This is a genomic window from Streptomyces sp. NPDC006235, from assembly GCF_040613735.1.
Classification (GTDB): Bacteria; Actinomycetota; Actinomycetes; order Streptomycetales; family Streptomycetaceae; genus Streptomyces.
Genome location: NZ_JBEXSR010000002.1, coordinates 187,543 through 212,637 on the forward strand (window position 1 = coordinate 187,543; position 25,095 = coordinate 212,637).

17 protein-coding genes are annotated in these 25,095 nt (G+C 70.3%); 11 read left to right on the plus strand and 6 right to left on the minus strand.

All coding sequences use genetic code 11. The annotated features are described in order from the left end of the window. Window positions 1-2: 2 nt before the first annotated feature. A complete protein-coding gene (locus ABZ192_RS03030; RefSeq protein ID WP_356922960.1) occupies window positions 3-1,070 on the minus strand; it encodes a serine hydrolase domain-containing protein in 1,068 nt (355 codons plus the stop codon). Window positions 1,071-1,321: 251 nt separating this feature from the next. Here ABZ192_RS03030 and ABZ192_RS03035 point away from each other — a divergent pair, with 251 nt between their 5' ends. Continuing rightward, a complete protein-coding gene (locus ABZ192_RS03035; RefSeq protein ID WP_356922754.1) occupies window positions 1,322-2,065 on the plus strand; it encodes a helix-turn-helix domain-containing protein in 744 nt (247 codons plus the stop codon). Window positions 2,066-2,089: 24 nt separating this feature from the next. Here ABZ192_RS03035 and ABZ192_RS03040 read toward each other — a convergent pair whose 3' ends face one another. Continuing rightward, window positions 2,090-2,704: a TetR/AcrR family transcriptional regulator gene (locus tag ABZ192_RS03040; RefSeq protein WP_356922755.1), complete on the minus strand. Its 615-nt coding sequence runs from the start codon at window positions 2,702-2,704 to the stop codon at window positions 2,090-2,092. A gap of 86 nt (window positions 2,705-2,790) precedes the next feature. Then, window positions 2,791-3,969, minus strand: coding sequence for a Glu/Leu/Phe/Val dehydrogenase dimerization domain-containing protein (locus ABZ192_RS03045; RefSeq protein WP_356922756.1), 1,179 nt, complete (start codon window positions 3,967-3,969; stop codon window positions 2,791-2,793). A gap of 137 nt (window positions 3,970-4,106) precedes the next feature. On the opposite strand from ABZ192_RS03045, the gene ABZ192_RS03050 reads away from it, so the two are divergent. Beyond that, window positions 4,107-5,342: an MBL fold metallo-hydrolase gene (locus ABZ192_RS03050; protein WP_356922757.1), complete on the plus strand. Its 1,236-nt coding sequence runs from the start codon at window positions 4,107-4,109 to the stop codon at window positions 5,340-5,342. 52 nt (window positions 5,343-5,394) lie between these two features. On the opposite strand, the gene ABZ192_RS03055 is transcribed toward ABZ192_RS03050, so the two are convergent. The 3 genes from ABZ192_RS03055 to ABZ192_RS03065 all read right to left on the minus strand — a co-directional run bounded on the left by ABZ192_RS03055 (window position 5,395) and on the right by ABZ192_RS03065 (window position 15,323). Then, complete coding sequence (locus tag ABZ192_RS03055; RefSeq protein WP_356922758.1) at window positions 5,395-5,877, minus strand: hypothetical protein; 483 nt, start codon at window positions 5,875-5,877, stop codon at window positions 5,395-5,397. A gap of 97 nt (window positions 5,878-5,974) precedes the next feature. Further along, a complete protein-coding gene (locus ABZ192_RS03060; protein WP_356922759.1) occupies window positions 5,975-12,559 on the minus strand; it encodes an RHS repeat-associated core domain-containing protein in 6,585 nt (2,194 codons plus the stop codon). Window positions 12,560-12,689: 130 nt separating this feature from the next. Then, the gene (locus ABZ192_RS03065; RefSeq protein ID WP_356922961.1) at window positions 12,690-15,323 is read right to left on the minus strand and encodes a LamG domain-containing protein; all 2,634 of its coding nucleotides are present in this window, start codon (window positions 15,321-15,323) and stop codon (window positions 12,690-12,692) included. Window positions 15,324-16,620: 1,297 nt separating this feature from the next. Here ABZ192_RS03065 and ABZ192_RS03070 point away from each other — a divergent pair. From ABZ192_RS03070 to ABZ192_RS03110, 9 genes are all read left to right on the plus strand, one after another. Then, window positions 16,621-16,788: a hypothetical protein gene (locus ABZ192_RS03070; RefSeq protein ID WP_356922760.1), complete on the plus strand. Its 168-nt coding sequence runs from the start codon at window positions 16,621-16,623 to the stop codon at window positions 16,786-16,788. A 536-nt stretch (window positions 16,789-17,324) separates the two neighbouring features. Continuing rightward, window positions 17,325-19,559 (plus strand): ATP-binding protein, encoded by a 2,235-nt coding sequence (locus tag ABZ192_RS03075; protein WP_356922761.1) that lies wholly within the window; start codon window positions 17,325-17,327, stop codon window positions 19,557-19,559. An 80-nt stretch (window positions 19,560-19,639) separates the two neighbouring features. After that, window positions 19,640-20,074, plus strand: a complete 435-nt coding sequence (locus ABZ192_RS03080) for a roadblock/LC7 domain-containing protein (RefSeq protein ID WP_086564018.1) — start codon at window positions 19,640-19,642, stop codon at window positions 20,072-20,074. 2 nt (window positions 20,075-20,076) lie between these two features. Further along, window positions 20,077-20,448: a DUF742 domain-containing protein gene (locus ABZ192_RS03085; RefSeq protein ID WP_010044672.1), complete on the plus strand. Its 372-nt coding sequence runs from the start codon at window positions 20,077-20,079 to the stop codon at window positions 20,446-20,448. Then, on the plus strand, window positions 20,426-21,058 hold the full coding sequence (locus ABZ192_RS03090) for an ATP/GTP-binding protein (protein ID WP_356922762.1): 633 nt from the start codon (window positions 20,426-20,428) through the stop codon (window positions 21,056-21,058). Before ABZ192_RS03085 ends, ABZ192_RS03090 begins: the two co-directional genes overlap by 23 nt. Window positions 21,059-21,116: 58 nt before the next feature. Next, window positions 21,117-21,689 (plus strand): GAF domain-containing protein, encoded by a 573-nt coding sequence (locus tag ABZ192_RS03095; RefSeq protein WP_356922763.1) that lies wholly within the window; start codon window positions 21,117-21,119, stop codon window positions 21,687-21,689. Window positions 21,690-21,871: 182 nt separating this feature from the next. Next, window positions 21,872-22,900: an L-threonine 3-dehydrogenase gene (gene tdh, locus ABZ192_RS03100; protein ID WP_356922764.1), complete on the plus strand. Its 1,029-nt coding sequence runs from the start codon at window positions 21,872-21,874 to the stop codon at window positions 22,898-22,900. Window positions 22,901-22,934: 34 nt separating this feature from the next. After that, window positions 22,935-24,161 carry a glycine C-acetyltransferase gene (locus ABZ192_RS03105; RefSeq protein WP_356922765.1) on the plus strand — a complete coding sequence of 409 codons (1,227 nt, stop codon included), beginning with the start codon at window positions 22,935-22,937 and terminating at the stop codon, window positions 24,159-24,161. Beyond that, on the plus strand, window positions 24,158-25,060 hold the full coding sequence (locus ABZ192_RS03110) for a LysR family transcriptional regulator (protein ID WP_356922766.1): 903 nt from the start codon (window positions 24,158-24,160) through the stop codon (window positions 25,058-25,060). Before ABZ192_RS03105 ends, ABZ192_RS03110 begins: the two co-directional genes overlap by 4 nt. Window positions 25,061-25,095: the final 35 nt, after the last annotated feature.

Sequence of the window (25,095 nt, forward strand, 5' to 3'; positions counted from 1 at the left end):
GCTCAGTCCGTCGACGCGACCCGCTCCGTCCGACCGCCGCCGAACACCTCCTTGACGAGCCTCTGCGTCGCCTTCTGGAACGGCCCGGCCAGGGACATCGCGGCATCGTCCACGTAATTCAGCGCGGCGGTCAGCGTCTTGCGGCCGTCGGGCGTGCTGTACATCAGCGCCGCGTGGCCGGTGATGCCGCCGTTGTGGGTGATGATCGTGCCGCCGCCCTCCGTGTCCTGCACGAACACCCCCAGGCCGTAGCCCGCCTTGGGATGCGGCGTGCACATCTCCGCCAGCAGCGGAGCCGGCAGGAGCTTGCCGCCCAGGAGCGCGGAGATGAACGTGTGGAGGTCCCGGGTGGTCGAGATCATGTCACCGCCGCCGGAGATCCAGGAGGGGTTCTGTCGGGTGACGTCCACCGTCTTCTGCCGGCCGCCCTCCTCCTCGTACCGGTAGTAGGCGTGGGCATGCGGCTCAGGGACCTCATGCTGGGTGTACGGCGCCACGGTGCGCGACAGCCCGAGCGGCTCGATGATCCGCCGCTGCATCTCCTCGGCCGGCGAGCGGCCGGTGACGTTCTCGACCAGCAGCCTGGCCAGCACGTAGTTGGTGTTGGAGTAGTTCCAGTCCGTTCCCGGCTCGAACCGCGCCGGCTTGGACAACGCCAGCTGTACCAGTTCCTGCGGCCGGTAGGTCTTGAATCGGTTGTCCACCCACTCCTTGCCCCTGACGGGGATGCCCGGCGCGAACGTCCCGTCGTCGTAGAACTCGCCGGTGAAGTTGAACACCCCGCTGGTGTGCTGGAGCAGCATCCGTACGGTGATCCGGCGGTCCAGCCCGAACTCGGGCAGGTAGTCATCCGCCGGGGTGTCCAGCCCGATCCTGCCTTCGGCCACCAGATGCAGGACCAGGGCCGCGGTGAAGGTCTTGGTGTTGCTGCCGATCCGGCAGTGCCCGTCGGCCGGCGGCTCGGCGCTCTCGCCCAGCTTGCGTAAGCCGGTGCTGCCGACCCACTCGCCCCGCTCGTCGTGCACGCGCAGCTGCACCCCGGTGAAACCGGAATCGACGATTTCCTGCATGGCCTTGTGCAGCTCCGGGCGATCGGACACCGTGCTCTCCTTCGTTCGTTGTTTCTGGTGACAGAAAAGCTACGTTGCGTTCATAGATGCTGCAACGCATGTGTTGCGTACGATCGTCGTTTGTGCAGGTAGTAGCTAGAAGATCGTTGCAATGGTTTTAGAATCAATGCAATGATCGTCGTTCTGGGCGTTGCAATGCGACGAAAGTGAACGCTATGCTCGGGGCCCCTTGGAGCACGAAGGAGTTCGCGATGCCGGGAGGCAGGCTCACCCTGCAGGAGCGTCAGCAGATCGCGCACGGGCTGGGTGATGGCCTCGCCTACGCGGAGATCGCCAGGAGTCTCGGTCGTCCGACCTCGACGATCACGCGTGAGGTGATGCGCAACGGCGGCCCGACCGCCTACCGTGCCGACCTGGCCCACCGCGCCACCGAACGCCGGACCCACCGGCGCAGGCAGGCGGCTCCCCGGGGGGCGCAGGCGCCCGCGCCGGACCACGGGCGGGACGCCGAGGCCGTGCGCGAGTACGAGGAGATGTTCACCACCCTCCTCATGCAGCAGGGTCTGCCCAAGATGATGTCCCGGGTGCTGACCTGCCTCTACACCACCGACGCGGGCAGCCTCACCGCGTCCGAGCTCGTCCGGCACCTTCAGGTCAGCCCGGCCTCCGTGTCCAAGGCGGTCGCGTTCCTGGAGAGTCAGGGGCTCATCCGCCGGGAGCGCGGCGAGGGCCGCCGCGAGCGCTACGCCGTCGACGACGACGTCTTCTACCAGTCGATGATCGCCGCCGCCCGGTCCAACGCCCAACTGGCCGCTGCCGCACGGCAGGGCGTCGGTGTCCTCGGTCCCGACACCCCGGCCGCCATCCGCCTGGAGAACATCGCCCGCTTCGTCGACTTCGTCGCCGAGAGCCTCATCCGTGCGGCGGAGCAGGCCCGCGAGGTGCTCCACAGCAAGCCCGAAACGACCTCGGGCGGCATCGGCCCTCGCGAATAGGCGGCTGTTTCGGGTCGCGTCCGGTCAGGGGCGGGTCAAAGCCGCCGGTTCCAGGCCCAGTTCGCGGGCCAGTGCTTCCTCGGCCCACTCCTGGGCCCGTGCCCGCGGCACCGCGCCCGGGTAGGAGGTCAGCTGGACGGCGAGGCCGTCGAGGAGGGCGGTGAGGCGCAGGGCCGTGCCGTGCGGGTCGGGGCAGTGGAACTCGCCGGCCGCCATGCCCTCCGTGATGACCTCGGCGAGAGCCGCCTTCCACTGCCGGTCGAGATCCTGGGTGACCTCCCGCAGCGCGGGCTCGCGCAGTGCCGCCGCCCAGCCCTCGATCCACAGCCGCCAGCCCTTGGCCTGGCCGGTCGGGGCGTACCACCGTACGGCCGACCGCAGCCGGCGCAGTGCCGACGTACGGCGGCCGAGCAGCCCGCGCAGATGCGCGAGGTCGGCCTCGGCCGCGTGCCGGAACGCGGCGGCGACCAACTTCTCCTTCGTCGAGAAGTGGTAGAGCACCAGCGCGTTGCTCACACCGAGCGCCGAGGCCACGTCGGCGATCCTGACCGCTGCCACACCCCGGGCCTCGATCTGCTCGACGGCGGCCCGCAGCAGCTCTCCGCGCCGTTCCGCCACGCTCAACCGGACTCTCGTCACGCCGTCACCCTACACACGCGCCCGCACCCTCTTGACCGGTGTATTCGGCCGGTGCGGCAAGGGGCCCGGGGCTGGTCCGCCGTATGTCAGCGGTAGCAGCCGAACCGTTCCGCCATGACCGGCAACCGGTCCGCCACGAGTGCGTGGGCGGCGGCCCGCGGCGTCGTGCCGTCGGCCCGTGCGCGGGCCAGCATCCGCTCCACCAGGGACCGCATCGAGCGGCGCGTGTGCGCGAACGCCTCCTCGGCGTCGGGGCCGATGTCCCCGAACAGCGTCCACCACCACCAGGCGTTCGTCCCGGAGTTGACCACGACGTCGGGCAGCACGGTCACCCCGCGCGCGGCGAGCAGCAGCTCCGCCTCCGGTCGTACGGGCATGTTGGCCGCCTCGACGACCCAGCGGGCGGTGATCCGCTCCTGGTTCCCGGTGTCGATCGCGTACGAGACGGCCGCGGGGACCAGGACGTCCGCGTCGGCCGACAGCCAGGCATCGCCCGGCAGTTCGCGGTCGCCGGGGCGCAGGGCGGAGCGGTCCACGCTGCCGTGCGCATCGCGCGCGGCGAGCAGTGCCTCGACGTCGAGTCCCGCCGGGTTGGCGATCGTGCCCTTGATGTCGGCGACGGCCACGACCGTGAGTCCCGCGCGCGTGAGGAAGCGCGCGGTGGCCCCGCCCATGGTGCCCAGCCCCTGGAGGGCGACCCGCGTCCCCCCGTGGGGCACCCCGGCGTGGTCCAGTGCCGTGAGGGCCGCCTCGGCGACACCGCAGCCGCCGGCCAGTTCGTCCAGGCCGATGCCGTCCACCTCGACCGCGAAGGCGTCCCGGAGCCGCCGCCGGGCCTCGGCCTCGTCGTCCAGCAGCGGGTAGACGGCCTGGATGGAGGAGACCAGTCCCGCCTCGGCCGCGGCCTTGTCCATCAGGTCCTGGGTGAGCCCGAGGTCCTCGCCGGTCGTCCAGAGGCTCTCGATGTACGGCCGCATGGCGCGCAGGTACCGCACCAGCAGCGGGTAGGCCTCCGGGTCGCGCGGGTCGCAGTCGATGCCGCCCTTGGCGCCGCCGAGCGGGACGTAGCGGGCGGCGGGGTCGTAGTGGAGCGCCTCCTTCATGGTCATGCCACGGGCCAGGCCGGTGACCTCGTCCAGGGTGCAGCCCGCGCGCATCCGCAGGCCGCCGCTGGCGACACCGCGCACCAGCCGGTCGACGACCAGGAAGCCCTGACGGCCGGTGATGTGGTCGGTCCAGGTGAGGGACAGCAGGGGGCTGGCCATGCGGGCTCCTTCGCCGTGATGTCGCCGTGATTTACTGAATCGGAGTTCAGTATCACCGTCGTGGGACCCCTGGGTCCCGGTGTGTGCGGAGGGGCCGACCATAATGGAAAGCCTGACCGACTCCACTTGGAGGTACCGTGGCCGGTTTCCGTTCCCCGAGCTCCGGGCTCCGTGCGCTCCGGCCCGGGGCGTTCGGTGCGGATCCGAGCGGTGAGCGCATGGCGCGCATCCGCAGATCGCCCCACTTCAAGGACGGGGTCTTCCAGAATCCCGGAGGTCCCGCGCGGACCCGGCCCTCGGGCTCCACCCTCGACTTCGCCAAGAACTTCTTCGACAAGGAGACCCGGCCCCGCCGTGCCCCGAAGGGCACCGTGCCGGTGCACGCCACCACCCTCGCCGACATCGCCCGGCCCCCGGCCACCGGGCTGCGCCTGACCTGGATGGGGCACTCCAGCGTGCTCGCCGAGATCGACGGCCGGCGTGTGCTGTTCGACCCCGTGTGGGGCGAGCGCTGCTCCCCGTTCCCGTTCGCCGGGCCGAAGCGGCTGCACCCGGTGCCCCTGCCGCTGGCCGCGCTCGGCCCGGTCGACGTCGTGGTCATCTCGCACGACCACTACGACCACCTGGACATGCCCACCATCAAGGCCCTGGCCGGCACGGACACGCTGTTCGCCGTGCCGCTCGGCGTCGGCGCGCACCTGGAGCACTGGGGCGTGTCCGCCGACCGGCTGCGCGAACTGGACTGGCACGAGTCGACGAAGATCGGCGGCCTCACCCTGACCGCCACTCCGGCCCGGCACTTCTGCGGCCGGGGCCTGCGCAACACCCAGCACACCCTGTGGGCCTCCTGGGTCGTCGCCGGCGAGGGGCACCGGATCTACCACAGCGGCGACACCGGCTACTTCGACGGCTTCAAGGAGATCGGCGCCGACCACGGGCCGTTCGACGCCACGATGATCCAGATCGGCGCGTACTCCGACTTCTGGCCCGAGAACCACACGGACCACACGCCGCTGCCCGGGGCCTGGCCGGACATTCACATGTCGCCCGCCCAGGGGGTGCAGGCCCATCTTGACCTGCAGGGAGGCAGTCCGGGAGGGGTGCTGCTGCCGATCCACTGGGGGACGTTCAACCTTGCGCTGCACGCGTGGGCGGAGCCGGGGGAGTGGACGAAGGACGCGGCCGAGGAGGCCGGCCAAGCGGTGGCGTTCCCGCGGCCGGGTGAGCCGTTCGAGCCGGCGGGGAAGCTGCCGGCGGAGGCGTGGTGGCGGGCGGTGTCGCAACCGATCGCATGCCCGTGGCGTCGTCCGCAGGTCGCTCAGGATTTGGGCGAGACGAGCAAGGAGGATCTCGACCTCGCCGGTGAGCGGTGACGTCGGTCGCAAAAAGCCCCGGCCGAGCAGATCGGCCGGGGCTGGTTTGCGGTCAGATATCCGCCAGTTCCCGTAGGGAATTCATCGCCGGGTTCCGGGCCAGTGCCGGATAGCGATGCTCGAGGTACTCCACACCGTCGGTGATGAATGACCGGACCCCGGACACGTACTCGTTGAACGAGCAGCTGGGATGCGGCGTCGGAACGCCGCGCGGCGTTGAGGTGAAATGCACCTGATCGCCGATGAGTTGCAACCGGATGACGTAGGTGTTTTCCGTGAAATCGATCTCCGCCGTCCCGGTGGACCGCAGACTTTGCAGCGAGTACCCCAGAGTGAACATGATGTCGATCAATGGGAGGCGAGCGGCCGACAGGAACGCGTGACCGTCCACGATGAAGTCGACCGGGTACTCGAAGAATGCATAGCGCAAATCCGTCGCGCTGAGAGCTGCCAGGTCGACTCGGCCTGCCTGCCAGGCCTGCTGGTAGCCGGACCCGATGTCGCTGCTGCTGTCGGGCGTGAACTTGATCTTCAAGGGAATTCTTCCGTCTTCTCTGGACAGGTCCGCGTCTGCCGGGGGCGGTCACGGAGACGCTGACCGCTCCGCATCCGCCCCCGGCTCAGGCGGTGATCTACATGGGGTGAGCGGTTCGCAGGGAACCGTCGTCGTTGAGAATCACCCTGATGCCCGTCGAGATCCCGCCGCCGTCATTTTCGGAGAGCCTTCCGACCGTCTTGCCGGGGCCGAAATTGTATTCGTACACCGTGCCGTCACGGCCGTTGGTGTTCTTGCTCGCCTTTCCATTCCCGACCGCTTCCTGAATGCGCTTCTTCAGCTTGTCGCCCTTGACGAATTTCCCCTCGAAAGCTCCCTTGTCGGGGCCGTATTCCTTTCCGCTCGTGCGGTGCCGGTCAAGGACGTGCTGCCAGCCATCGTAACCAGTGCTTTCCTGCTGCCACTTCACGATGGGACGGGCCTTGGCGGCCTTCGCGACATCCGCGACCCGCTCCAGGTCCTTCAGCTGCTCCGGCAGCTTGATGAAGTCACCGACGATCGGGATGAGGCCCATGATGCCCAGGCCCGCACCGACCTTGTCGCCTTCGTCGGCCGAGCGCTTGACGTCGTAGCCGTCGCAGCCGGCCCCCAGGACGGGAATCCAGCCGCAGCCGATGAGCAGCAGTTCCTTGACCAGCTCCGGGTTGCCCTGGTCACCGATCAGACCCGGGCAGGCCGGGTAGCCGGAGCCCGTTCCGTTGCAGCTGTTGCCGGTGTTGGTGTTGCTGTCGGACATGGGCGGTGCGCCACCGGTTGTGGTGCACTGGTTCATGCCCATCGCGTAGTAGCACGTCGTCGTGCCGGTGCTGGCGTAGGTGGCCGTGCCGCTTCCGCCGCCACCACCGCTCCCGCCGCCACCGCCACCGCCGCCGCCACCGCTTCCGCCGCCACCACCGCCGCCGGAGAGAACGTCGCCCACGACGCCCAGCACGGCTCCGACCGTGCCGCCGATCACGGCGCCGATGATGCCGAGCAGATCACCGAGGCCGCCGCCGCCCTTCTTGAGGCCGGTCGGGTCGCTGAACGTGACGGGGCTGTTGTCCGCGTAGGCGTAGCCGTTCATGGACTGGTGCTGGTCCAGGGAGAGCACCGGGTCGACACTGACGAACTGGCCGATCCCCGGGTCGTACTCACGCGCTCCGACATGGGTGAGGCCCGTGGCGGCGTCGGCCGGCTTGCCCAGGAAGCCCTTGTCGTCCGGCCATGTGGTCGCCTTGGAACCGCGCGAGGCACCGAACGGCGACGTGTAGCGCTTGACGACGGCGAACGTCGTGGCATCCATGGCCAGCGAGGACGTGCCGTGGTGGTCGGCGGCCAGGAAGCTCAGTTTGCTTCCCGTTGTTCCGCTCACAGCGGTCCGGCAGGCGACATTCTGGCCGTTGGCGGAGTAGTAACGCGTGCCGGACAGGGTCTTGGCCGTGCCCTTGGCCGTGAGGCGGACCTCGGTGGCGCCGAGGTACAGGACGGTGTCACCATCGCCCTTCGCACGCCGGATGAGGAGCTCACCGTCGGCGTCGTAGAGGTAGGTGGTCTCGGCCGGTCCCTCGGTCGTCCTGACCAGCTTGCCCTCGGCGTTCCAGTCGAGGGACTGCTGGGCGGCCGGTCCGGGCCGCTTCGTGGTGTTTCCGGTCTTGTCGTACTCGTAGTTCTGAGTGGTGCTCCCGGTCGTCGTCTTGGTGAGGGGGTGCGGCTGGTTGGTGGGCGTGTCGCCGTAGGAGTAGTCGGTCGTGGTGTCGCCCGCGGCCGTGTGCTTGGTCTCGGTCTTGCGCTGACCGGCCTCGTTGTAGGTGTACGACGTCCAGTAGGGCGCCGCACCGTCGATGTTCGCCTGGGTGCGCCCGGTAGCAGCGCAGTCGGGGGTCCTCGGCGTCCAGGCCTCGGTCAGACGGCTGTGGCCGTCATAGGCGAAGCACTGGTAGTCGGGCTTGGTTGTGCCGCCCTGGGTGGTGCCGTCGAAGATCGAGGTGACGTTGCCCGCGGCGTCCTGCTTGAACTTCAGCTCCTGCGGCATGTAGCCGTGCACGTCGTCGGTGACGTAGGAGCGCACGAGGCGCCGGGTTCCATTCTCGTAGTCGTAGTTGAGGTACGCCTTCTTCGCGGTGCTCGTGCCGTCCGTGCCGAGAGTGAGCTGGCGCAGATCGCCCTGCGGCGAGAACGTGGCACCTTGCAGGTATCCGCTCGTGCCCTTGGAGGTGAGCTGCTGGCCGGTCGCGTTGTAGGTGTAGGAGACCGTCTCGGCGGGCATACCGCCGACCGCGGGCTGCGTGGCCTGCGAGACCGTGCCGTCGAGGCGGTAGCCGGTGGAGAAGGAGAGCGTCTTCGGGACGCCCGCCTTCACCAGCTCGTCGTCCTCCGGAAGCGACAACTGGCTGCTCTCGACCTGGTACTGGGCCGAGTACTTCGTGACCGTCGCGGTGTACGCCTTGCCGGCGACGCCCCCGTCGTAACGGGTCGCCGTGTCCTGGTGCCCCTTGGCCAGGGTGTCGAAGGTCCACGCCGCCAGTTTGTTGGCGTCGGTCTTGCTGGTTTTCCACAGGCCGGTCCTGCGGCCCAGGTCGTCGTACTCGGTGAGAAGGCTGCGCCCCTCCGAGTCCGTCGACTTGATCTGCCGGTCCAGCGCGTCGAACTCCGGCACTGTGGTTCCGGTGTCCGGGTCCGTCGACTTGCGGACACGGCCGAACAGGTCGTATTCGTACGACCACGTGGCCTTGTCGGGCCCGGTGATGGTCTTCTGCTGACCGCCCGGAGTGTAGGTGTAGGCGGTGGTGGTGTAGGCACCCTCAGGCTTGGGACTGCCGTACTCACGACGCTCCGTGGTCTGCCCGAGGGCGTTGGTCACCACCGCCGTGGCCTGGCCACCGGCCGGCGCGGTGCTGGTCACCGTGTCCCCGGTGTAGGTGTTCTCGACCGACCAACGCGTGACGTTGTGGGTCTTCATCACCTCCTTGACGGCCCGGCCGGCACCGTCGTACGTGGTGTCGGTCTGCCTGGGAGCCTGTCCGCCGTCGATCTGCCCCGCCGTGCCGGAGGGCGCGGACTGCTCGTCCCAGATGTCGGACTGCCGGGAGACCGCCAGACCCCGCGAGTCGTACAGCGTCTGGCTGATCAACCGCCCGCCGACCGGGGTGGGTGACTGCACCTGGCGCGAACGCAGCAGCGAGTCGAAGATCTCGTACGTGGTGTTGTAACCGGAGCCGTCGCCCTTGAGCGTGCTGGTCGCCACCCACGGCATCGCCGCATTGGTGACCTTGTACGCATAGGTGTGGTTCGGCGTCTTGTTCAGCGCCTTGGAACGGTTGGGCAGCCAGAGCTTGGTGAGCCGGCCCAGGCTGTCGAACTCGGACTCGGTGATCTTGCCGTTGGGGTCGGTGACCTTCACGGCCGAGCCGGTTCCGATGTCCACCTTGGTGGTGGTCTTGAACTTCTTGGCGTCCTCGGTCGAGGTCGCGGTGAGCGGCCCGCTCCCGGCAGGCGTGTAGGTCGCGCTGGTGGCCGGCAGGTTGTTGGTGTCCTTCACGACCAGGGCGCGGCCGAGCGCGTCGAAGGTCGTGCTGGTGACCTTCTGCCAGGCCGGGGTGGCTGCGGAGTACGACTTCGCGCGCCCCGTCCAGGACGCGTCGCCCCGGACCGGCTCCTGAGAGGCGCTCCAGCCGGTCGCGGCGGGATCGTCGTAGACGATCGCGGTGTCTTCGATGACGTCACCAGGACGCGTGCTGTCCGCGGGCAGGTCGAGCGCCGAGTCCGTCACCGAACAGGGCTTCGCGACCTTGCGGGTGCGCGAGACGAGGGCGTTGATGCCCGCGTCGGCGTTGCGCGCGTACCAGGTGCGCGTGCACGTCTCGTCGCCGGTGACCGCGTCGTCGCCCCTGTCCTCGACCGTCTCGGGCATGCCGTGGCCGTCGTACGAGGTGACGGTGGTGCGGACGCGGTCCCTCGCGGTGCCGCCGGACGTCACACGGGTGCGCTCGTGGGTGGCGGCCGTGCGTACGTAATACGCCTCGGTGTCGGCGTACGACTTGTGCTGCGTCGCGGTGCGCTCGGACCACGGGTCGGCGATCGAGCCGGAGACCTCCGCGGTGCCGTCGTAGGTGACGGTCTCGCGTACGAAGCCCGCGAACTGGTCCGAGTCGGTGATCTCGCCGGCCTTGATGCCGGTCACCTTGGCGGTTCGGCGCTTGTCCGGGTCCGGCGTCTTTCCGTCCGGGCCGAGGACGCGGTCACCGTTCATGCCGCGCAGGTAGATGGTGACCGTCTTGGACTGGGTGCCCTCGCTCGCGCCGGTGAGGTGTGTGACCTTCTCGAAGCCACGCCACAGCGACCAGGTGCGCTTCTTGGCCGGCGTCATCGGGTCGTCGTCGTAGTGCCAGGCGCCGCCTCCCGAGTACTGGTAGCTGTGCTGGACGGCCTCGGAGCCGCCGAACGGGTCCGTTGTCGAGACCGCGCTGACCGGGTACTTCTGGAACCAGTCGAGGATCGGCTCCTGCTCGCCGTTGGGCGACCACTTGACCGGGTAGCAGCGCTTGGTGTTCTCGTCGACCTTGGGCATGGTCTGGCCGTAGACGCAGTCGGCCTCCATGTAGGACACGATCGTCTGGGCGCCGGCCTCGGACGTGATGGTCTTCAGTCGGGGCTTCTCGAACGACAGGATGTCGTCGGAGGGGCCGTCGACCCGGTTCGGCTTGAACTCATGGGTGAACTTCACCGGGTCCATGGCGAGATCGGTGCCGCGCTTCCCGGTGTGCGTGATGGAGTCGAGCCACAGCGACTGGTCGGTGGAGTCACCGGTGTCGCCCGGGTCCAGGTAGAGCTGCTTGAACGACCAGCCGTCGATCGCCGCGTACCCTGGCGTCGCGGCCGCCGCGTCCCACGCGTAGGTGGTGACACCGGTCATCCGCTTGCGAGTGAAGAAGGAAGGGCCCACGTTCCCGGTGCACTTGTCGCCCTCCTTGCAGATGGCGTCGTAGGGCACGTCGGGCCAGTTGTCCCGCTTGTCCTCGGTCAGGGCGTCGCAGCCCGTGCCGCTCGCGAGACAGCGCTCCGCGTAGGAGAAGACCACCTTGTTCGAGGCCGCCGGAGTGGCGGAGAACAGGGCACCCTTGCGCTGGCCGTAGCGGATCTCCTCCAGATAGCCGCCCCGGGTGTACGCAGTGCCGGTGGTGTCGTCACCGAGCTCGTCGTAATAGTTGACCTCGTCCTCGTACCAGTACGTGGAGGAGTTGCCGTGTGTGTCCTCGACCAGGTCGAGGTTCCAGCGCCAGGCCTGCTTCTTGTCCCGGCCCGAGAAGCTCGAACCGTCGGAGTGGCCCGGCTCGCCCTCGTCGTCACCGAACACCGGCACGGTCCACACCGACTTGGTGCGGTCACCCGTGCCCGCGCCGGGCAGCTTGTTCAGGCCGAACGTGTAGACGGTGCCCTCACCGGTGGTGACGATCCAGTACTCGCCGTCGTCGTCGCCGTTGTCGGCGCCGGTACGCCGCTCGACGGTGGAGGCGTCGTCGTTCTTCAACCGCCACTTGCCGCGGGTGTCGTCCTTGACGAGCTCGGTGGCCTTGCCGTTGAGCACGATGGAGGCGTTCTCGTACTTCCAGCACAGGTCGTACTTGTCGTCCTGGCCGTCGTCGTCACACGAGCCGTACTGCCGCTCGATGTACGACGAGGTGATGTCGAAGCCCTCACCGAGCGCCGTGCCCTGGTTGTTCGTCGAGGCCGTACGGCCGTCCACGCTTCCCGAGTCGTAGGAGATCTGCAGCTCCGGCTGCGGCCCGGCCGCGGCCGGCGGGGTGCGCAGTGGGTAGGACCACGTGAACGTGCCGGACGAACCGCCGGCCTCCCAGGTCGAGGATGCCGAGAGCGGACTCGCCTTCAGATCGCCGGCGCCGGACTGGGATCCGGCCGCGAGCGCGAGAACCATCGTCGGACCGGTGCTCGCGGAGCGGACGGCGGGCGCGAAGGCCAGCGGTGCGCTCAGTTCGTCGGCGCCCCGCTTGTTCGTGGTCTCGAGCGGCACCCGGGCACGGCACTTGGCTTCCGTGGGGTCGCTCAACGCACATCCCGGCAGCCGCTGCATCTGCAGTCGGCCGGCCCAGTCGGCCCCGTAGGCCGAGGCGAACGCCGAGTAGTCGACGCCGAGTTCGGCCCGCCCACCGGTCTTCGGACCGGTGACGGTCAGGACGACGCCCTTGACGCCCAGGGCCCTGGCCGCCTTCTGGTCCAGGACGTCCACCCGGACCGAGCCGGTCGCGCCCTTCTTGCCGGCGGCCGGCTCCAGCGTCAACGGCAGAGAGCCCGGCTCCGCCCTCGCCACGCCCTTGTCGGGCAGGGTCAGCCGTGCGGTGCCCTTGCCGGGCCACGTCACCGACCGGTTCTGGTCGGTGCGCGCACGGCGGGCGGCGGCCGCGTCGGCGGCCTCACCCTCGGTCACCGTACGGGCGGCCTTGCGGTTGGCCTTCGCCGTCAGCGGCGACACGTCTGCCGAGCGCGCGTCCTTGAGAGTCGGACGACCCAACGGATCGTCCCTGTCCGCCGCGAACGCGACGGGTGACAGCAGGCCCGGCAGCATCGCCAGGCCCATGCCCAGCGCGAGGCCGGGCATCCAGCGGACGGTTCCGGCCGCTGTCGGCCGGCTGCTTCTCGGCAGCCGGTATTTCCCCAGGGGGTTCATGTGGGTGTTCTTTCTGCGCCCAGCCGGAAGCCGGGCGCGCTGCGCCCCCGCGTGGCGGGGGACGGGGCGGTGTGAGGGGCGGCCTCACCGGGCCCGGGCATCACCTCCCGGGCCCGGCACGGCAGAAGCGTCAGAGCGTGTTCGCGCCCAGTACCTGTGAGCTGATCTGGTCGGCGCTCATCGCGCCCGTCCAGACGCGCACTTCCTCCAGGGAACCGGGCAAGTGATGCCCGGTGCTGCCGCTCTTGCTGCCTCGGCCCGCGGTGATCGCGCCGGCGCCCTGCTGAGGTGCGGTGAACCCGGCGTCACCCTCCGTGGGCTGGTCGAACTCGCCCACGTACAGGTGGAGTTTGCCGTACTTGGTCGCTGTGGACCCGTCGTCGGCATCGGTCCACTCCCAGGCCTCCTGAGCGTCGAAGACGCCGGTGACCTGCACCCAGGTGTCGACCTCGGCGATGTCACCCCCGGGCACCTCGGCGCTCTGGGTGACCTTGCCGTCGGCGCCGAGCGCGGTGCGGGTGAACTTCCACTGGTAGACGTCGTCGGCGGGCTTGACGACCCACAGTGCCCACGAGGACTCTCCGCCGCTCGCCTGCTGCCCGGCCACCTGGGCCTGGTAGCCGACGGGCTTGGCCGCGAGCTTCACGGAGTCGAGCCGCACCCGTGCGGTGGCGGTGAAGGAGCCGGACTCGTCGGCGACCGGTCCGGTCGCCGAGGCGTAGCCGGCCGTGCCGTCCAGGACCAGGGCGTCGTTCTCCGTGTCGAGGACCGCGCCCGAGGCCGACAGCTTCATCGGACCGGCCGGATACGAGGTCAGCTCCTTGATCTCGGTGGCCGTGGACGCCGCGGCGTCCCAGTGCGCCACCAGCTCGTGCAGGGGAATGCCGTTCTCCGTCAGCTGTGCCTGCTCGGTGACCTCGTCCGCGGTCAGCGCCCGCTGCCACACGGACACCTCGTCGAGACGGCCGCGGAAGTTCTCCCCGTAGGTACCGCCCACCAGCGAGCGGCCGAACTGCAGGCCGCCGGTGGACACCCACGGCGTGTACGCGGTCGACAGCGAGGTGAGCACGACCGGCTTGCCCTGCGGGCGGCCGTTGACGAACAGTTGGATGGTGTCGTTGGTCTTGTCCGTGTCGCCTTGGGTGTCGAAGACACCCGCCAAGTGCGTCCACACCTTCACCGGCGGCTCACCGGTGTCGGAGAGCGACCGGAGATAGGTCTGGCCGTCCTTGACGTCAGCGGCGGTCCGGTTGAACACCCACTTCTTGTACGCGGCGGAGTAATAGAGGGTGAACGCCGAGGCGTTGGCCCCCGGGGCCGCGAGCACCACACGGTTCTGCGAGGCGTCCGTCAGATAGGCCCACGCCGAAAGGGTGAAGGAGTCCTTCGTGTTCACGGCCGGGGCGGCCGTGGCCGCGTACGCCTTCTGGTTCTCGGGGACCGTGCTGTCCATCCACAGCGAGTAGTCCGCGTCACCGCGCCGGGCCAGCGCCGACCAGCCCGCACCGGCGGTGTAGAGCGTCGCGTCGTGCCGTGTGCCCTCGGTCGCGGTGTCCTTGGCGAGAGTCACGCCCGAGTCCGGGGCGCCGTCGTCGAAGTGCCAGGTACCGGAGGGGCCGGAGGCGGGGGCGACCTTGAAGGTGAACTCGGCAGGGGCGCCCCACCGGCTGCGTACGTCCTTGGCCTCCACCGACAGCACCTGGGTGCCAGAGAGCGACGGCGTCACGTTCGGCACGGTGACTGTGGAGCCGGTGACCGTCCTGGTCTCCTTCGCGGAGGTGGTGAGCAGCCGCCAGCGGTAGCCGGCGATGTCCTTGTCCGCCGCGTTGGGCTTGAAGGTGAAGCTGCCGGGGACGCCCGGTCCGCCCTTGCCCTCGCACAGGTTGGTGGTGCACGCGGTGTACGGGCTGCCCGAGGTGATCACCGGGGCCTTGGGCGCCGTCGAGTCGATCTTGAAGTAGCACCACTTGGAATACGACGAGAAGAGATCACCTGACTTGCCGCCGTACGACCAGTGCGACTGCGTGCGCGCCTTGAGCCGGTACAGGCCGCCGTCCGCACGGTTGGTCGTGCGCATCTTCTCCAGGGTGCCGTCCGGGGCCCAGCCGGAGTCCGGCCGGTAGTCCGACCACACCTGGTGCCAGGCGGCGTCGTCACCGCGCTCGACGATGTACTCGGCCTGCAGCGAGCCCTCTTCGTCACCCGCGTTGTGCTCCACCTGGGTCTGCACCCGCGCCTGCACCATCGGGTCGATCCGGGTCACGATCAGCGGATCGGAGGAGGACGTCTTGCAGTAGGCGGTGGTGCCGTCCCCAGGGATGACGCCGACATCGGTGGGCACGCCCGGCTTGTAGGCGTAGTTGACCTTGAGCTCGGCGTTGTCGTCGAACCGCTTCCACGCCGAGGGGTCGCCCTCGTCCTTGGCCCGCAGCATGAAGGTGAGCCGGTGGATCTTGCCGTCGGCGAACTTACGCACCGTCGACGCGAGGTTCTCGTCCGACTCCTCCGGGTTGTCGTTGAACTCGACCCACGCATCAGGCTGGTCAGGCGTGCAGTTACCGCCGCGCCCCGCCGATACGTGCCGGTCGCCCATCTGGTCGAGCTGGGGCGGGCCCGGCCAGCGGGTCCCCTCGGTGATGTTGTCGGTGCGCTCCAGGTCCACCCACTTGGGGTCACAGGAGAACGACCAGGTCTCGTACGCGCGGAACGTGGCGTCGAGGACGTACTTGCCCGCCAGCTTCGACGGCGAGAACTCGAAGAGCATGCGGTTCGTGTAGTTGTTGCCGCAGTAGTACGGCCCGGACACGCTGCACCGGCCGACGCCGTAGTCGCCGTTGAACTGCCAGAACTTGTCGCCGTCGGAGGACAGCACGGTCCGCTCCGACCTCCCGAGACCGACCGAGGGGTCGATGTACACGGGGTAAACCGTTTCTTCACCGCGCAGCAAGCCGAGGTCCGGCTTGACGGACACCGTCCGGTCGTCGACGTGCACCGGCATGACGGCGCTGGTGTCGCCGGCGCCGGGCTGGGTGCCCTCCTCGGCCGGGGCGTCAGGGGCCGGCTCCGTCGCGGTGGCGGACAGCAACTGCGTGCCCGTGCCCCCGTCCTGGCCGGCGGAGTCCCACATCTGCCCGGCCGGCCCCCGAAAGACGGCGTTGCCGTCCTGGTCCAGGGCACGCAGGCCGCCGCCCGCGCCCTCCACGATGTGCAGATCGGTGGCCGTGGCGGTCAGCTTGATGTGCTCGAGCGCCGGATTGGCCGCGGCCTTGGCGGACTTGACCACGAGCACCTCGCGGTAGCCCTCGGCGGTGGCGGTCAGCTCCAGGTCCACCCCGTCAAAGACCTCGGGGTAGACGGCCTTCGCGCCGTCCAGCCTCGGTTCCGGCAACTCGCCCGACCAGCCGAGGCGTACGCTGCCCCGCTCGTCACCGAGCTTGATCAGACCCGCGCCGTCGCCGCCACCGGAGAACGACAGGTCCACTACGGCGGATCTGGGACCCACGGTTCCATCCGCACGCTTGACCAATGTGGCATCGGCCTCCTGCCACTGGCCCTGGGCCCCCTTGACGCGCTGCGGTACCGCGGACTGCGTCAGCGTGTACGTCCCGTCCGGGTTGGCCAGGGTGGTCGAGTACTCGGTTCGCTCGCCGGTGACTTCGACCTGCTCGCCTGTCTCCAGGGCCCTGGCTGTCGCGCTGGAGTGCGTGCTCGTGCCGCTCTCGACGGACTGCGTCGCCGTCTGCTCCGTGGCCGCGGCGGTCGTCAGCGTCGGCAAGGACACCACCAGGGTCAAGGCCGTGAACTCGGCTGCCAGGTATGAGATCCCCCGGGATCTGCGTCTTCTTCGACCTACCGACGCATTGTGTCTACGTATGCGCACTTCCCCCGCCCCAACTTCACGCGATCTTCAAAATGTCGAAGCAAGTAAAGAGAGCGCCTGACAGTAGGTCAAATTCGCCCGGACGGAGCAGGGTCATCCGCGCCCGGATCGCCCTGCCCTGCGGGGCGAGCCCTTCGAGTCCACGGCCGGGACCGTCCCTTCCGAGCTGTGGCGGCGCGGAGTGGCGCTCGCCCCGGCGGGTGGTTTTGCGGCCGGCGAAGCCCTCGCCGACGCCGCTATCAAGACCACGTCGAACGCGGCAGCCGTGGCCCAGGCCGATACGGTGAGTGACGGTGACGGCAGGGCGGCGAAGGGTACGGAGGACCTGGAAACGCTTCCGACGGGCTGAGCCGGAGCGAGCGGGGGATCGACGGCGAGGGCCGGGGAGTCACAGGCTCCCCAGCCCTCGCCGTGTCGGTGTGACCACTTCTGACCAGGTCGGATCGAACTGTTTCCGTTCGTGTTCGCAGAGGTGAGGGAGTTATCGGTCTGTCGTACGAGACCTCATACCAGAGCGGGACGCTCACCGTATGAGTTTGTCAACTGCCCACCGCACATGATGCGCTGACGACTACTGTCAGTGTCCGTCGGGAAACAGACGGATCAGGGAGTGGGGACCGGTACGTGCAGGCGCATGGCGGACGAGGGAGTCGACGCGAGGGGGATCCCCGCTGCCCGCGCAGGACCGACGCCGGGACGGGAGCCGCCGTAGTGGCCGCATCCGGGCCCGGGCAGCACACGGACTCCGGACCCGGCGGTGCCGGGCGGGAGCCGGACGGGCCCGAGCGGGCGGCCCGGGGCGTGCGGAAGCGGCCGCGTGAGCCCGGTCGCACCATCGCAAGCCCCCCTGGCACCCAGGACCGACGGACCAGTACGAGGACACCGATGTCTCACCTCCGCGCCCCGGCCGCACGCGCAGACCGCCGTGAGGGCGGGCGGCACGGGCGGCCGGCCGGCCGCACCGCACCCGCGCTGCCCGAGACCCATATACGGCCCCAGCTGCTGCGTCTCGCCGTGCTGCCGCCCGTCGCCGTCGCCCTCAGCGGCTGTGCCGCCGTCCTCTTCACCGTCCGGTCCACCGGGGCCCGGCCTGGGCCGACGCTGTGGGCCGTGCTCTCCGGCGCGGTCTCGGTGACCCTCGTCGGCATCGTCGTCGCCGCGGTGGCCGCCAACCGGGCCGCCCGGTCCGTGCACGACCGCATCGGCGTCCTGCGCCGCACCACCGCGCGGCGCGAGGCCGACCTGCGCGCCCTGGTCGAGGCGCTGCGCCGCGGCGACGTTCCGCCGCAGCCCGGCCCGCAGGGCAGCCCACGCGGCGGCCCCGCAGAGGGCGCCGACGACTTCGAACTGCTCTCCGCCGACCTGACCCGCGCGCACGACGGCGCCGTCACCGCCGTCGTCCAGGCGTCACAGCTCTCCAGCCAGGCGGGCAGCGAACAGAAGCTCGAGGTGTTCGTCAACCTCGCCCGGCGCCTGCAGTCGCTCGTGCACCGCGAGATCTCCATCCTCGACGAGCTGGAGAACGAGATGGAGGACCCCGACCTGCTCAAGGGGCTCTTCCACGTCGACCACCTCGCCACCCGCATCCGCCGCCACGCCGAGAACCTCGCCGTGCTCGGCGGGGCCGTCTCCCGCCGCCAGTGGAGCAACCCGGTCTCCATGACCGAGGTGCTGCGCTCCGCCATCGCCGAGGTCGAGCAGTACTCGCGGGTCAAGCTCGTGCCGCCGATCGACGGCACCCTGCGCGGACACGCCGTGGCCGACGTCATTCACCTGCTGGCCGAACTCGTCGAGAACGCCACGGTGTTCTCCGCCCCGCACACCCAGGTGCTGCTGCGCGCCAACCTCGTCACCTCCGGGCTCGCCGTCGAGGTCGAGGACCGTGGACTGGGCATGCCGCTGGAGGAGCAGACGCGGATGAACGCCCTGCTCGCCGACCCGGACCAGGTGAACGTCGCCCGGCTCCTCGCGGACGGCCGCATCGGGTTGTTCGTCGTCTCGCAGCTGGCGCGGCGGCACGGCATCACCGTCCGCCTCCAGAGCAACATCTACGGCGGAGTGCAGGCGGTGCTCGTCGTGCCGCAGGCGCTGCTGGGGGCCGAGGTGGGCGAGCCCGGGCGCACCGGGCAGGCCGAGGGCGGGGCGGGCGGTCAGGATCGTCCGGCCGTACCGCTGCGGCAGACCCGGCAGCATGGACAGGCCGGGCAACTCGGCCGGCTCGGGCAGTCCGCGGGCGGGGCTGGAGACTCAGGCGGGAGCGGGCCCGAGTCCGGAGCCGTGTCCAGGAGGGGGTCGTCCCGAGCCGAGGGGGCCGTGTCAGGAGTCTCGGCGGTCTACGGGTTCTCGTCCGGGTCGGGTGCCGCCTCCGAAGCGTTGCCGTCGGTGCCGCAGACCGCCGGCGCGTCCCGGGCGCACCAGCAGGAGGCCGAACGGGCCTCGGGCGGAAGCCCCCAGAGCGGCCGGCCTGCGCCCCTGCCCGTGCGCGGGACCCATCGGGGGCGGCCCAATCCGGCCGAGGCGAGGCCCGGGATCAGCCCCGACGACCGGCGCATGCTCGCCGAGAACGTGACATCGCCGCCCACCCCGCGCAACGGCACGGTGCGCGGCACCATGGGCAAGCCCCAACTGCCCCGCCGCCGTGCCCAGGAACACATCGCCCCCCAGTTGCGCGACGCTCCCACGCCGCGCCAGGAACCCGAGCTCCTCGTCGGCCACGATCCCGGCCTGATGGCCGCCTTCCAGCGCGGCATCAGCCTCGCCGAGGCCCAACAGCACATGGAGGCCGGGAACATGGAGTGGGGCGACACGGCCCCGTCGACGCACACGGCCCCGTCGACGCACACAGAGCCGACGCACACGGAGCCGGCACCCATGGGGTCGACACATATGGAGTCGGCCCACGTGACGCCGCTCCACAGGGAGCTCGCACACAACGAGCCCACACATAGGGAGCCCGCACACCGGGACCCGATCCCCATGGAGCCGGTGCACACCGAGTCCCTCCCCACCGTGGACGCGGCCCGCCTGACCGAGGCGCGCGGCGTGCGGGACGGTGTGACCGCGTCCCGCCCCGACCACACCACCACCACCCGGCAGGACGGGAGTGCACCCGCCGGATGACCACCCCCCTTTCCACCCACGTTTCCACCTCCACCCCCAGCGCTCCCGCAGACCTTCGTACCTCAAGGAGTCGATCCACCATGGCGAGCGATGCGCCGACCGCCCATGTATCCGATCTCGACTGGCTGATGAGCGGCCTCGTGCAGCGCGTACCGCACACGAGCGCCGCGGTGCTCCTGTCCTGCGACGGGCTCGTGAAGTCCGTGCACGGCCTCGACCCGGACAGTGCCGACCACATGGCCGCCCTGGCCTCCGGCCTGTACTCCCTCGGCCGCAGCGCCGGCGTCCGCTTCGGCGACGGCGGCGACGTCCGGCAGGTCGTGGTCGAACTCGCGTCGACCCTGCTGTTCGTCACCACCGCCGGCTCCGGCACCTGTCTTGCCGTGCTCGCCGGCCGCGAGGCCGACGCGGCCGTCCTCGGCTACGAGATGGCGATGCTGGTCAAGAGCGTCCGCCCGTACCTGGTCACCGCTCCACGCCAGCAGTCCGTCGAATCCCCGGCGATGAGGCCTTGAGCGTGGCGGCGGCCGGTGACGGGCCCTGGCTCGACGACGCGGCCGGGCGGCTGGTGCGCCCGTTCACGGTCAGCAACGGCCGCACCCGTCCCACCGTCGCGCTCGACCTCATGTCGCAGGTGATGGCCACCGGGGCGACCCCCCTGGGCTACCTCGGCCCCGAGCACGCGCAGGCACTCGAGCGGTGCAGTGTGCCCGTCGCCGTCGCGGAGGTCGCCGCCCATCTGAAGCTGCCGGTGGCCGTCACCAAGGTGCTGCTGGCGGACCTCGTCGACTGCGGGGCGCTGACCACCAAGCCCCCCGCGTTCCACCACAACCCGACGGACCGGGCCCTTCTGGAGGCAGTGCTCGATGGACTACGACGACAGCTCTGACTACGCCGACGCTTCCGGCCACGGCGGCGATCCGTTCCCCACCGCCCTCAAGATCCTGGTGGCGGGCGGGTTCGGCGTGGGCAAGACGACCTTCGTCGGCGCGGTCAGCGAGATCGCGCCGCTCAGCACGGAGGAACTGCTCACCACCGTCAGTGCCGCGACCGACAACCTCGACGGCATCGAGAACAAGGTCGAGACGACCGTGGCCATGGACTTCGGCCGCATCACGCTCGACCCGAAACACGTGCTGTACCTGTTCGGAACCCCCGGACAGGAGCGGTTCTGGTTCATGTGGGACGAGTTGTGCGAGGGCGCGCTCGGGGCGGTCATCCTCGCCGACACCCGCCGCCTGGAGGAGTGTTTCGCGGCCGTCGACTTCTTCGAACAACGCGGCCTCGGCTTCATCGTCGCCGTCAACGAGTTCGACGGCGCCTACCGCTACGACCCGGGGGAGGTGCGCGCTGCCCTCGACCTGTCCGACGAGATCCCCGTCGTGTGCTGTGACGCCCGGATCTCCAGCTCCGGGGTCCAGACCCTGCTGACCCTCGTGCGCCACCTCATCGCCCATGCGCCGGTTGCTCCCACGACCGGGTATGGCGCCCACATGTGATCCTCCAACACCTCAGGAGCCCGTATATGACGCATGCCCACAGTCCGGGAGGACGCCCATGAGCTACGACCCGCCGCGCCCGGCCGGTCGTCTGCTGCTCACACCCGAGGACAAGGAGGCCCCCGCCCGCGCCGGCCGACTGCGCCTGCTGGGTCTGGGGGAGCGCCCCGAACCCGCACTCGACGCCTTCGCGCACGGTCTCGCCGAGCTCACCGGGGCGCCGTACGCCATGGTCAACTTCCCGGACGAGCGGGGCCAGTTCTACGCGGGCCTGTCCGTGCCGGCCGTCGCGCCGGTGGTGCGCAGCGACGGCACCAGCCCCCGGGTGGGCCGTACTCTGCCCCGCGACCATGGCTTCTGCCCCCATGTGGTGGCGCGACGCAAGGCCCTGGTCCTGGAGGACGTCCACGACTATCCGCGGTTCGCAGGCAATCCGGTGGTCGACGAGTTCGGTATCCGCTCCTATCTGGGAGCACCGCTCATCGACGGTACGGGCCTGGTGCTGGGCACGGTCAGCGTCGCCGACGTCGGGCCCCGGCCGTGGGGAAAGCCGGGCCTGACGGCCATCAAGGAACACGCCGCGCAGCTCGTCGCACAGCTGGAGGGCCGGGACGGCATGCTGCCCTACTGACACGCCCGCGTTGCGCAGGTCACGCAGGGGGCGTGAAGGAAAGCTGAGGCGGCGCTTAAGAAAACCTCGATGGACCGGTGCGGCCGGCGTACGGCAGATTGCTGTGCGATCCCACTCCTCTCCCGGCCCAGGGGCTCCTTCGGCATGCCCGGAGCCGGGACTCACCCTCAGGAGCCGTAGCGGTGAAGGCGCTGGTCAAACAGAAGGCGGAACCCGGGCTGTGGCTGGCGGACGTCCCCGAGCCCGCCGTCGGGCCGGGTGACGTACTGATCAAGGTGCTGCGCACCGGCATCTGCGGCACCGACCTGCACATCAGGGCCTGGGACGGCTGGGCGCGGCAGGCGATCCGCACCCCGCTCGTGGTCGGGCACGAGTTCGTCGGCGAGGTCGTCGGGACCGGGCGGAACGTCATCGACATCGCCGTCGGCGACCGGGTGAGCGGCGAAGGCCACCTGGTGTGCGGCAAGTGCCGCAACTGTCAGGCCGGGCGTCGTCATCTGTGCCGGGCCACCATCGGGCTGGGCGTGGGCCGGGACGGGGCGTTCGCGGAGTACATCGTCCTGCCCGCCGCCAACGTCTGGGTGCACCGGGTGCCCGTCGACCTCGACGTGGCCGCGATCTTCGACCCGTTCGGCAACGCCGTGCACACCGCGCTGTCGTTCCCGCTCGTCGGCGAGGACGTGCTGATCACCGGCGCGGGCCCGATCGGTCTGATGGCCGCCGCCGTGGCCCGGCACGCCGGAGCCCGCAACGTCATGATCACCGACGTCAGCGAGGAGCGGCTGGACCTGGCCCGCAAGATCGGGGTCAGCCTCGCGCTCAATGTCGCGGACGCCACCATCGCCGACGGGCAGCGCACGCTCGGCCTGCGCGAGGGCTTCGACATCGGCCTGGAGATGTCCGGCCGCCCCGAGGCCATGCGGGACATGATCGCCAACATGACGCACGGCGGCCGGATCGCGATGCTCGGCCTGCCCGCGCAGGAGTTCCCCGTCGACTGGGCCCGGATCGTCACCTCGATGATCACGATCAAGGGCATCTACGGCCGCGAGATGTTCGAGACCTGGTACGCGATGTCCGTGCTGCTGGAAGGCGGCCTCGACCTCGCGCCCGTGATCACCGGCCGGTACGGCTTCCGCGACTTCGAGGCGGCGTTCGCCGACGCGGCGAGCGGCCGCGGCGGCAAGGTCATCCTCGACTGGACCGCGTAACCCCCCCTCACCGCCAAGCACTTCAGGAGCCCTCATGTTCGACTCCGTGCGCGACGACCTGCGCGCCACCCTCGACGAGATCCGCGCCGCCGGACTGCACAAGCCCGAGCGCGTGATCGGCAGCCCGCAGTCCGCCACCGTGAACGTCACCGCGGGCGGCCGGCCGGGCGAGGTCCTCAACTTCTGCGCCAACAACTACCTCGGCCTCGCCGACCACCCCGAGGTCGTCGCCGCCGCCCACGAGGCCTTGGACCGCTGGGGCTACGGCATGGCCTCCGTCCGCTTCATCTGCGGCACCCAGGAGGTGCACAAGGAACTGGAGGCGCGGCTGTCGGCGTTCCTCGGCCAGGAGGACACGATCCTGTACTCCTCCTGCTTCGACGCCAACGGCGGCGTGTTCGAGACGCTGCTCGGCCCCGAGGACGCGGTCATCTCCGACGCGCTCAACCATGCGTCGATCATCGACGGCATCCGGCTGTCCAAGGCCCGCCGCCTTCGCTACGCCAACCGCGACCTCGCCGAGCTGGAGGCCCGACTCAAGGAGGCCTCCGACGCGCGCCGCCGCCTGATCGTCACCGACGGCGTCTTCTCCATGGACGGCTACGTGGCCCCGCTGCGCGAGATCTGCGACCTCGCCGACCGCTACGACGCGATGGTCATGGTCGACGACTCGCACGCCGTCGGCTTCGTCGGCCCCGGCGGCCGCGGCACGCCCGAGCTGCACGGCGTCATGGACCGCGTCGACATCATCACCGGCACCCTCGGCAAGGCGCTCGGTGGTGCCTCCGGCGGCTATGTCGCCGCCCGTGCCGAGATCGTCGCCCTGCTGCGCCAGCGCTCCCGTCCGTACCTCTTCTCCAACACGCTCGCCCCGGTGATCGCGGCGGCCTCCCTCAAGGTCCTCGACCTGCTGGAGTCGGCGGACGATCTGCGCGTCCGGCTCGCGGAGAACACGGCCCTCTTCCGCGGCCGCATGACCGAGGCGGGCTTCGACGTCCTCCCCGGCGACCACCCCATCGCCCCGGTGATGATCGGGGACGCGGCGGTCGCCGGGCGCATGGCGGAGCTGCTGCTGGAGCGCGGCGTCTACGTGATCGGCTTCTCGTACCCGGTGGTGCCGCAGGGCCAGGCCCGGATCCGCGTCCAGCTGTCGGCCGCGCACTCCGCGGAGGACGTGAACCGGGCGGTGGACGCCTTCGTGGCGGCCCGGGCGGAGCTGGGGGCTGAGACCCTCACCGACCTGAGAGAATCGATCGCATGATCGAAGCGCGGCGGCTCCACATCCTCCGTGCGGTGGCCGACCACCGTACGGTGACGGCGGCTGCCGCCGCGCTGTACCTGACCCCGTCGGCTGTGTCCCAGCAGCTCGCCGCGCTGGAACAGGAGACCGGGCACCGGCTCGTCGAGCGCGGCGCCAAGGGCGTACGCCTCACCGCCGCCGGCGAGATCCTGCTCAGCCACGCCAACGCGGTCCTCGCCCAACTGGAGCGCGCCGAGGCCGAGTTGGCCGCCTACAGTTCGGGAGCGGCCGGGACCGTCACGGTCGCCTCCTTCGCGACCGGCATCGCGCTGGTCGTCGCGCCCGCGGTGGCCCGCCTCACCGAGTCGGCGCCCGGGATCCGCATCTGCGTCCAGGATGCCGAGGGCGACGCGAGCCTGCCGATGGTGCTGGACCGGCAGGTCGACGTCGCCGTCGCCGTCGAGTACCGGGGCGCCCCGCCCGCCGACGACCCGCGGCTGACCCACGTACCGCTGTACGCCGAGCCCTTCGACGCGGTCGTCCCGGTCACCCACCGCCTGGCCGACGCGGCGGAGGTTCCGCTCGCCGAACTGGCCAAGGACGCGTGGATCGGCCCGTACCCCGGTAACCCCTGCCACGATGTGGTGGTCCTGGCCTGCGAGAACGCCGGCTTCCAGCCCCGCATGGAGCACTCCTCGGACGACTTCCGCGCGGTCGTCGCCCTCGCCTCCGCCGACGCGGGCGTCGCCCTCGTGCCGCGCTCGGCGCTGCGCGGCATGGATCTCGCCGGGGTGGTCGTCCGCCCGGTCGACGGTACGGCGCCCACCCGGCGGGTCTTCGCCGCGGTGCGCCGGGGGGCCGAGGAGCATCCCCTGATCCGCCCGGTGCTGGACGCACTCGGCGCGGCGGCCCAGGTGTGAGGACTCCGTAACCGGGCCGTCTCATATCCGGGATA

Coding starts and splice junctions, on each gene's coding strand:
- ABZ192_RS03030 (WP_356922960.1), bottom strand. CDS start 1,070: ATGCAGGAAATCGTCGATTCCGGTTTCACCGGGGTGCAGCTGCGCGTG.
- ABZ192_RS03035 (WP_356922754.1), top strand. CDS start 1,322: ATGCCGGGAGGCAGGCTCACCCTGCAGGAGCGTCAGCAGATCGCGCAC.
- ABZ192_RS03045 (WP_356922756.1), bottom strand. CDS start 3,969: ATGGCCAGCCCCCTGCTGTCCCTCACCTGGACCGACCACATCACCGGC.
- ABZ192_RS03060 (WP_356922759.1), bottom strand. CDS start 12,559: ATGAACCCCCTGGGGAAATACCGGCTGCCGAGAAGCAGCCGGCCGACA.
- ABZ192_RS03065 (WP_356922961.1), bottom strand. CDS start 15,323: ATGCTCTTCGAGTTCTCGCCGTCGAAGCTGGCGGGCAAGTACGTCCTC.
- ABZ192_RS03075 (WP_356922761.1), top strand. CDS start 17,325: ATGTCTCACCTCCGCGCCCCGGCCGCACGCGCAGACCGCCGTGAGGGC.
- ABZ192_RS03080 (WP_086564018.1), top strand. CDS start 19,640: ATGGCGAGCGATGCGCCGACCGCCCATGTATCCGATCTCGACTGGCTG.
- ABZ192_RS03090 (WP_356922762.1), top strand. CDS start 20,426: ATGGACTACGACGACAGCTCTGACTACGCCGACGCTTCCGGCCACGGC.
- ABZ192_RS03095 (WP_356922763.1), top strand. CDS start 21,117: ATGAGCTACGACCCGCCGCGCCCGGCCGGTCGTCTGCTGCTCACACCC.
- ABZ192_RS03105 (WP_356922765.1), top strand. CDS start 22,935: ATGTTCGACTCCGTGCGCGACGACCTGCGCGCCACCCTCGACGAGATC.
- ABZ192_RS03110 (WP_356922766.1), top strand. CDS start 24,158: ATGATCGAAGCGCGGCGGCTCCACATCCTCCGTGCGGTGGCCGACCAC.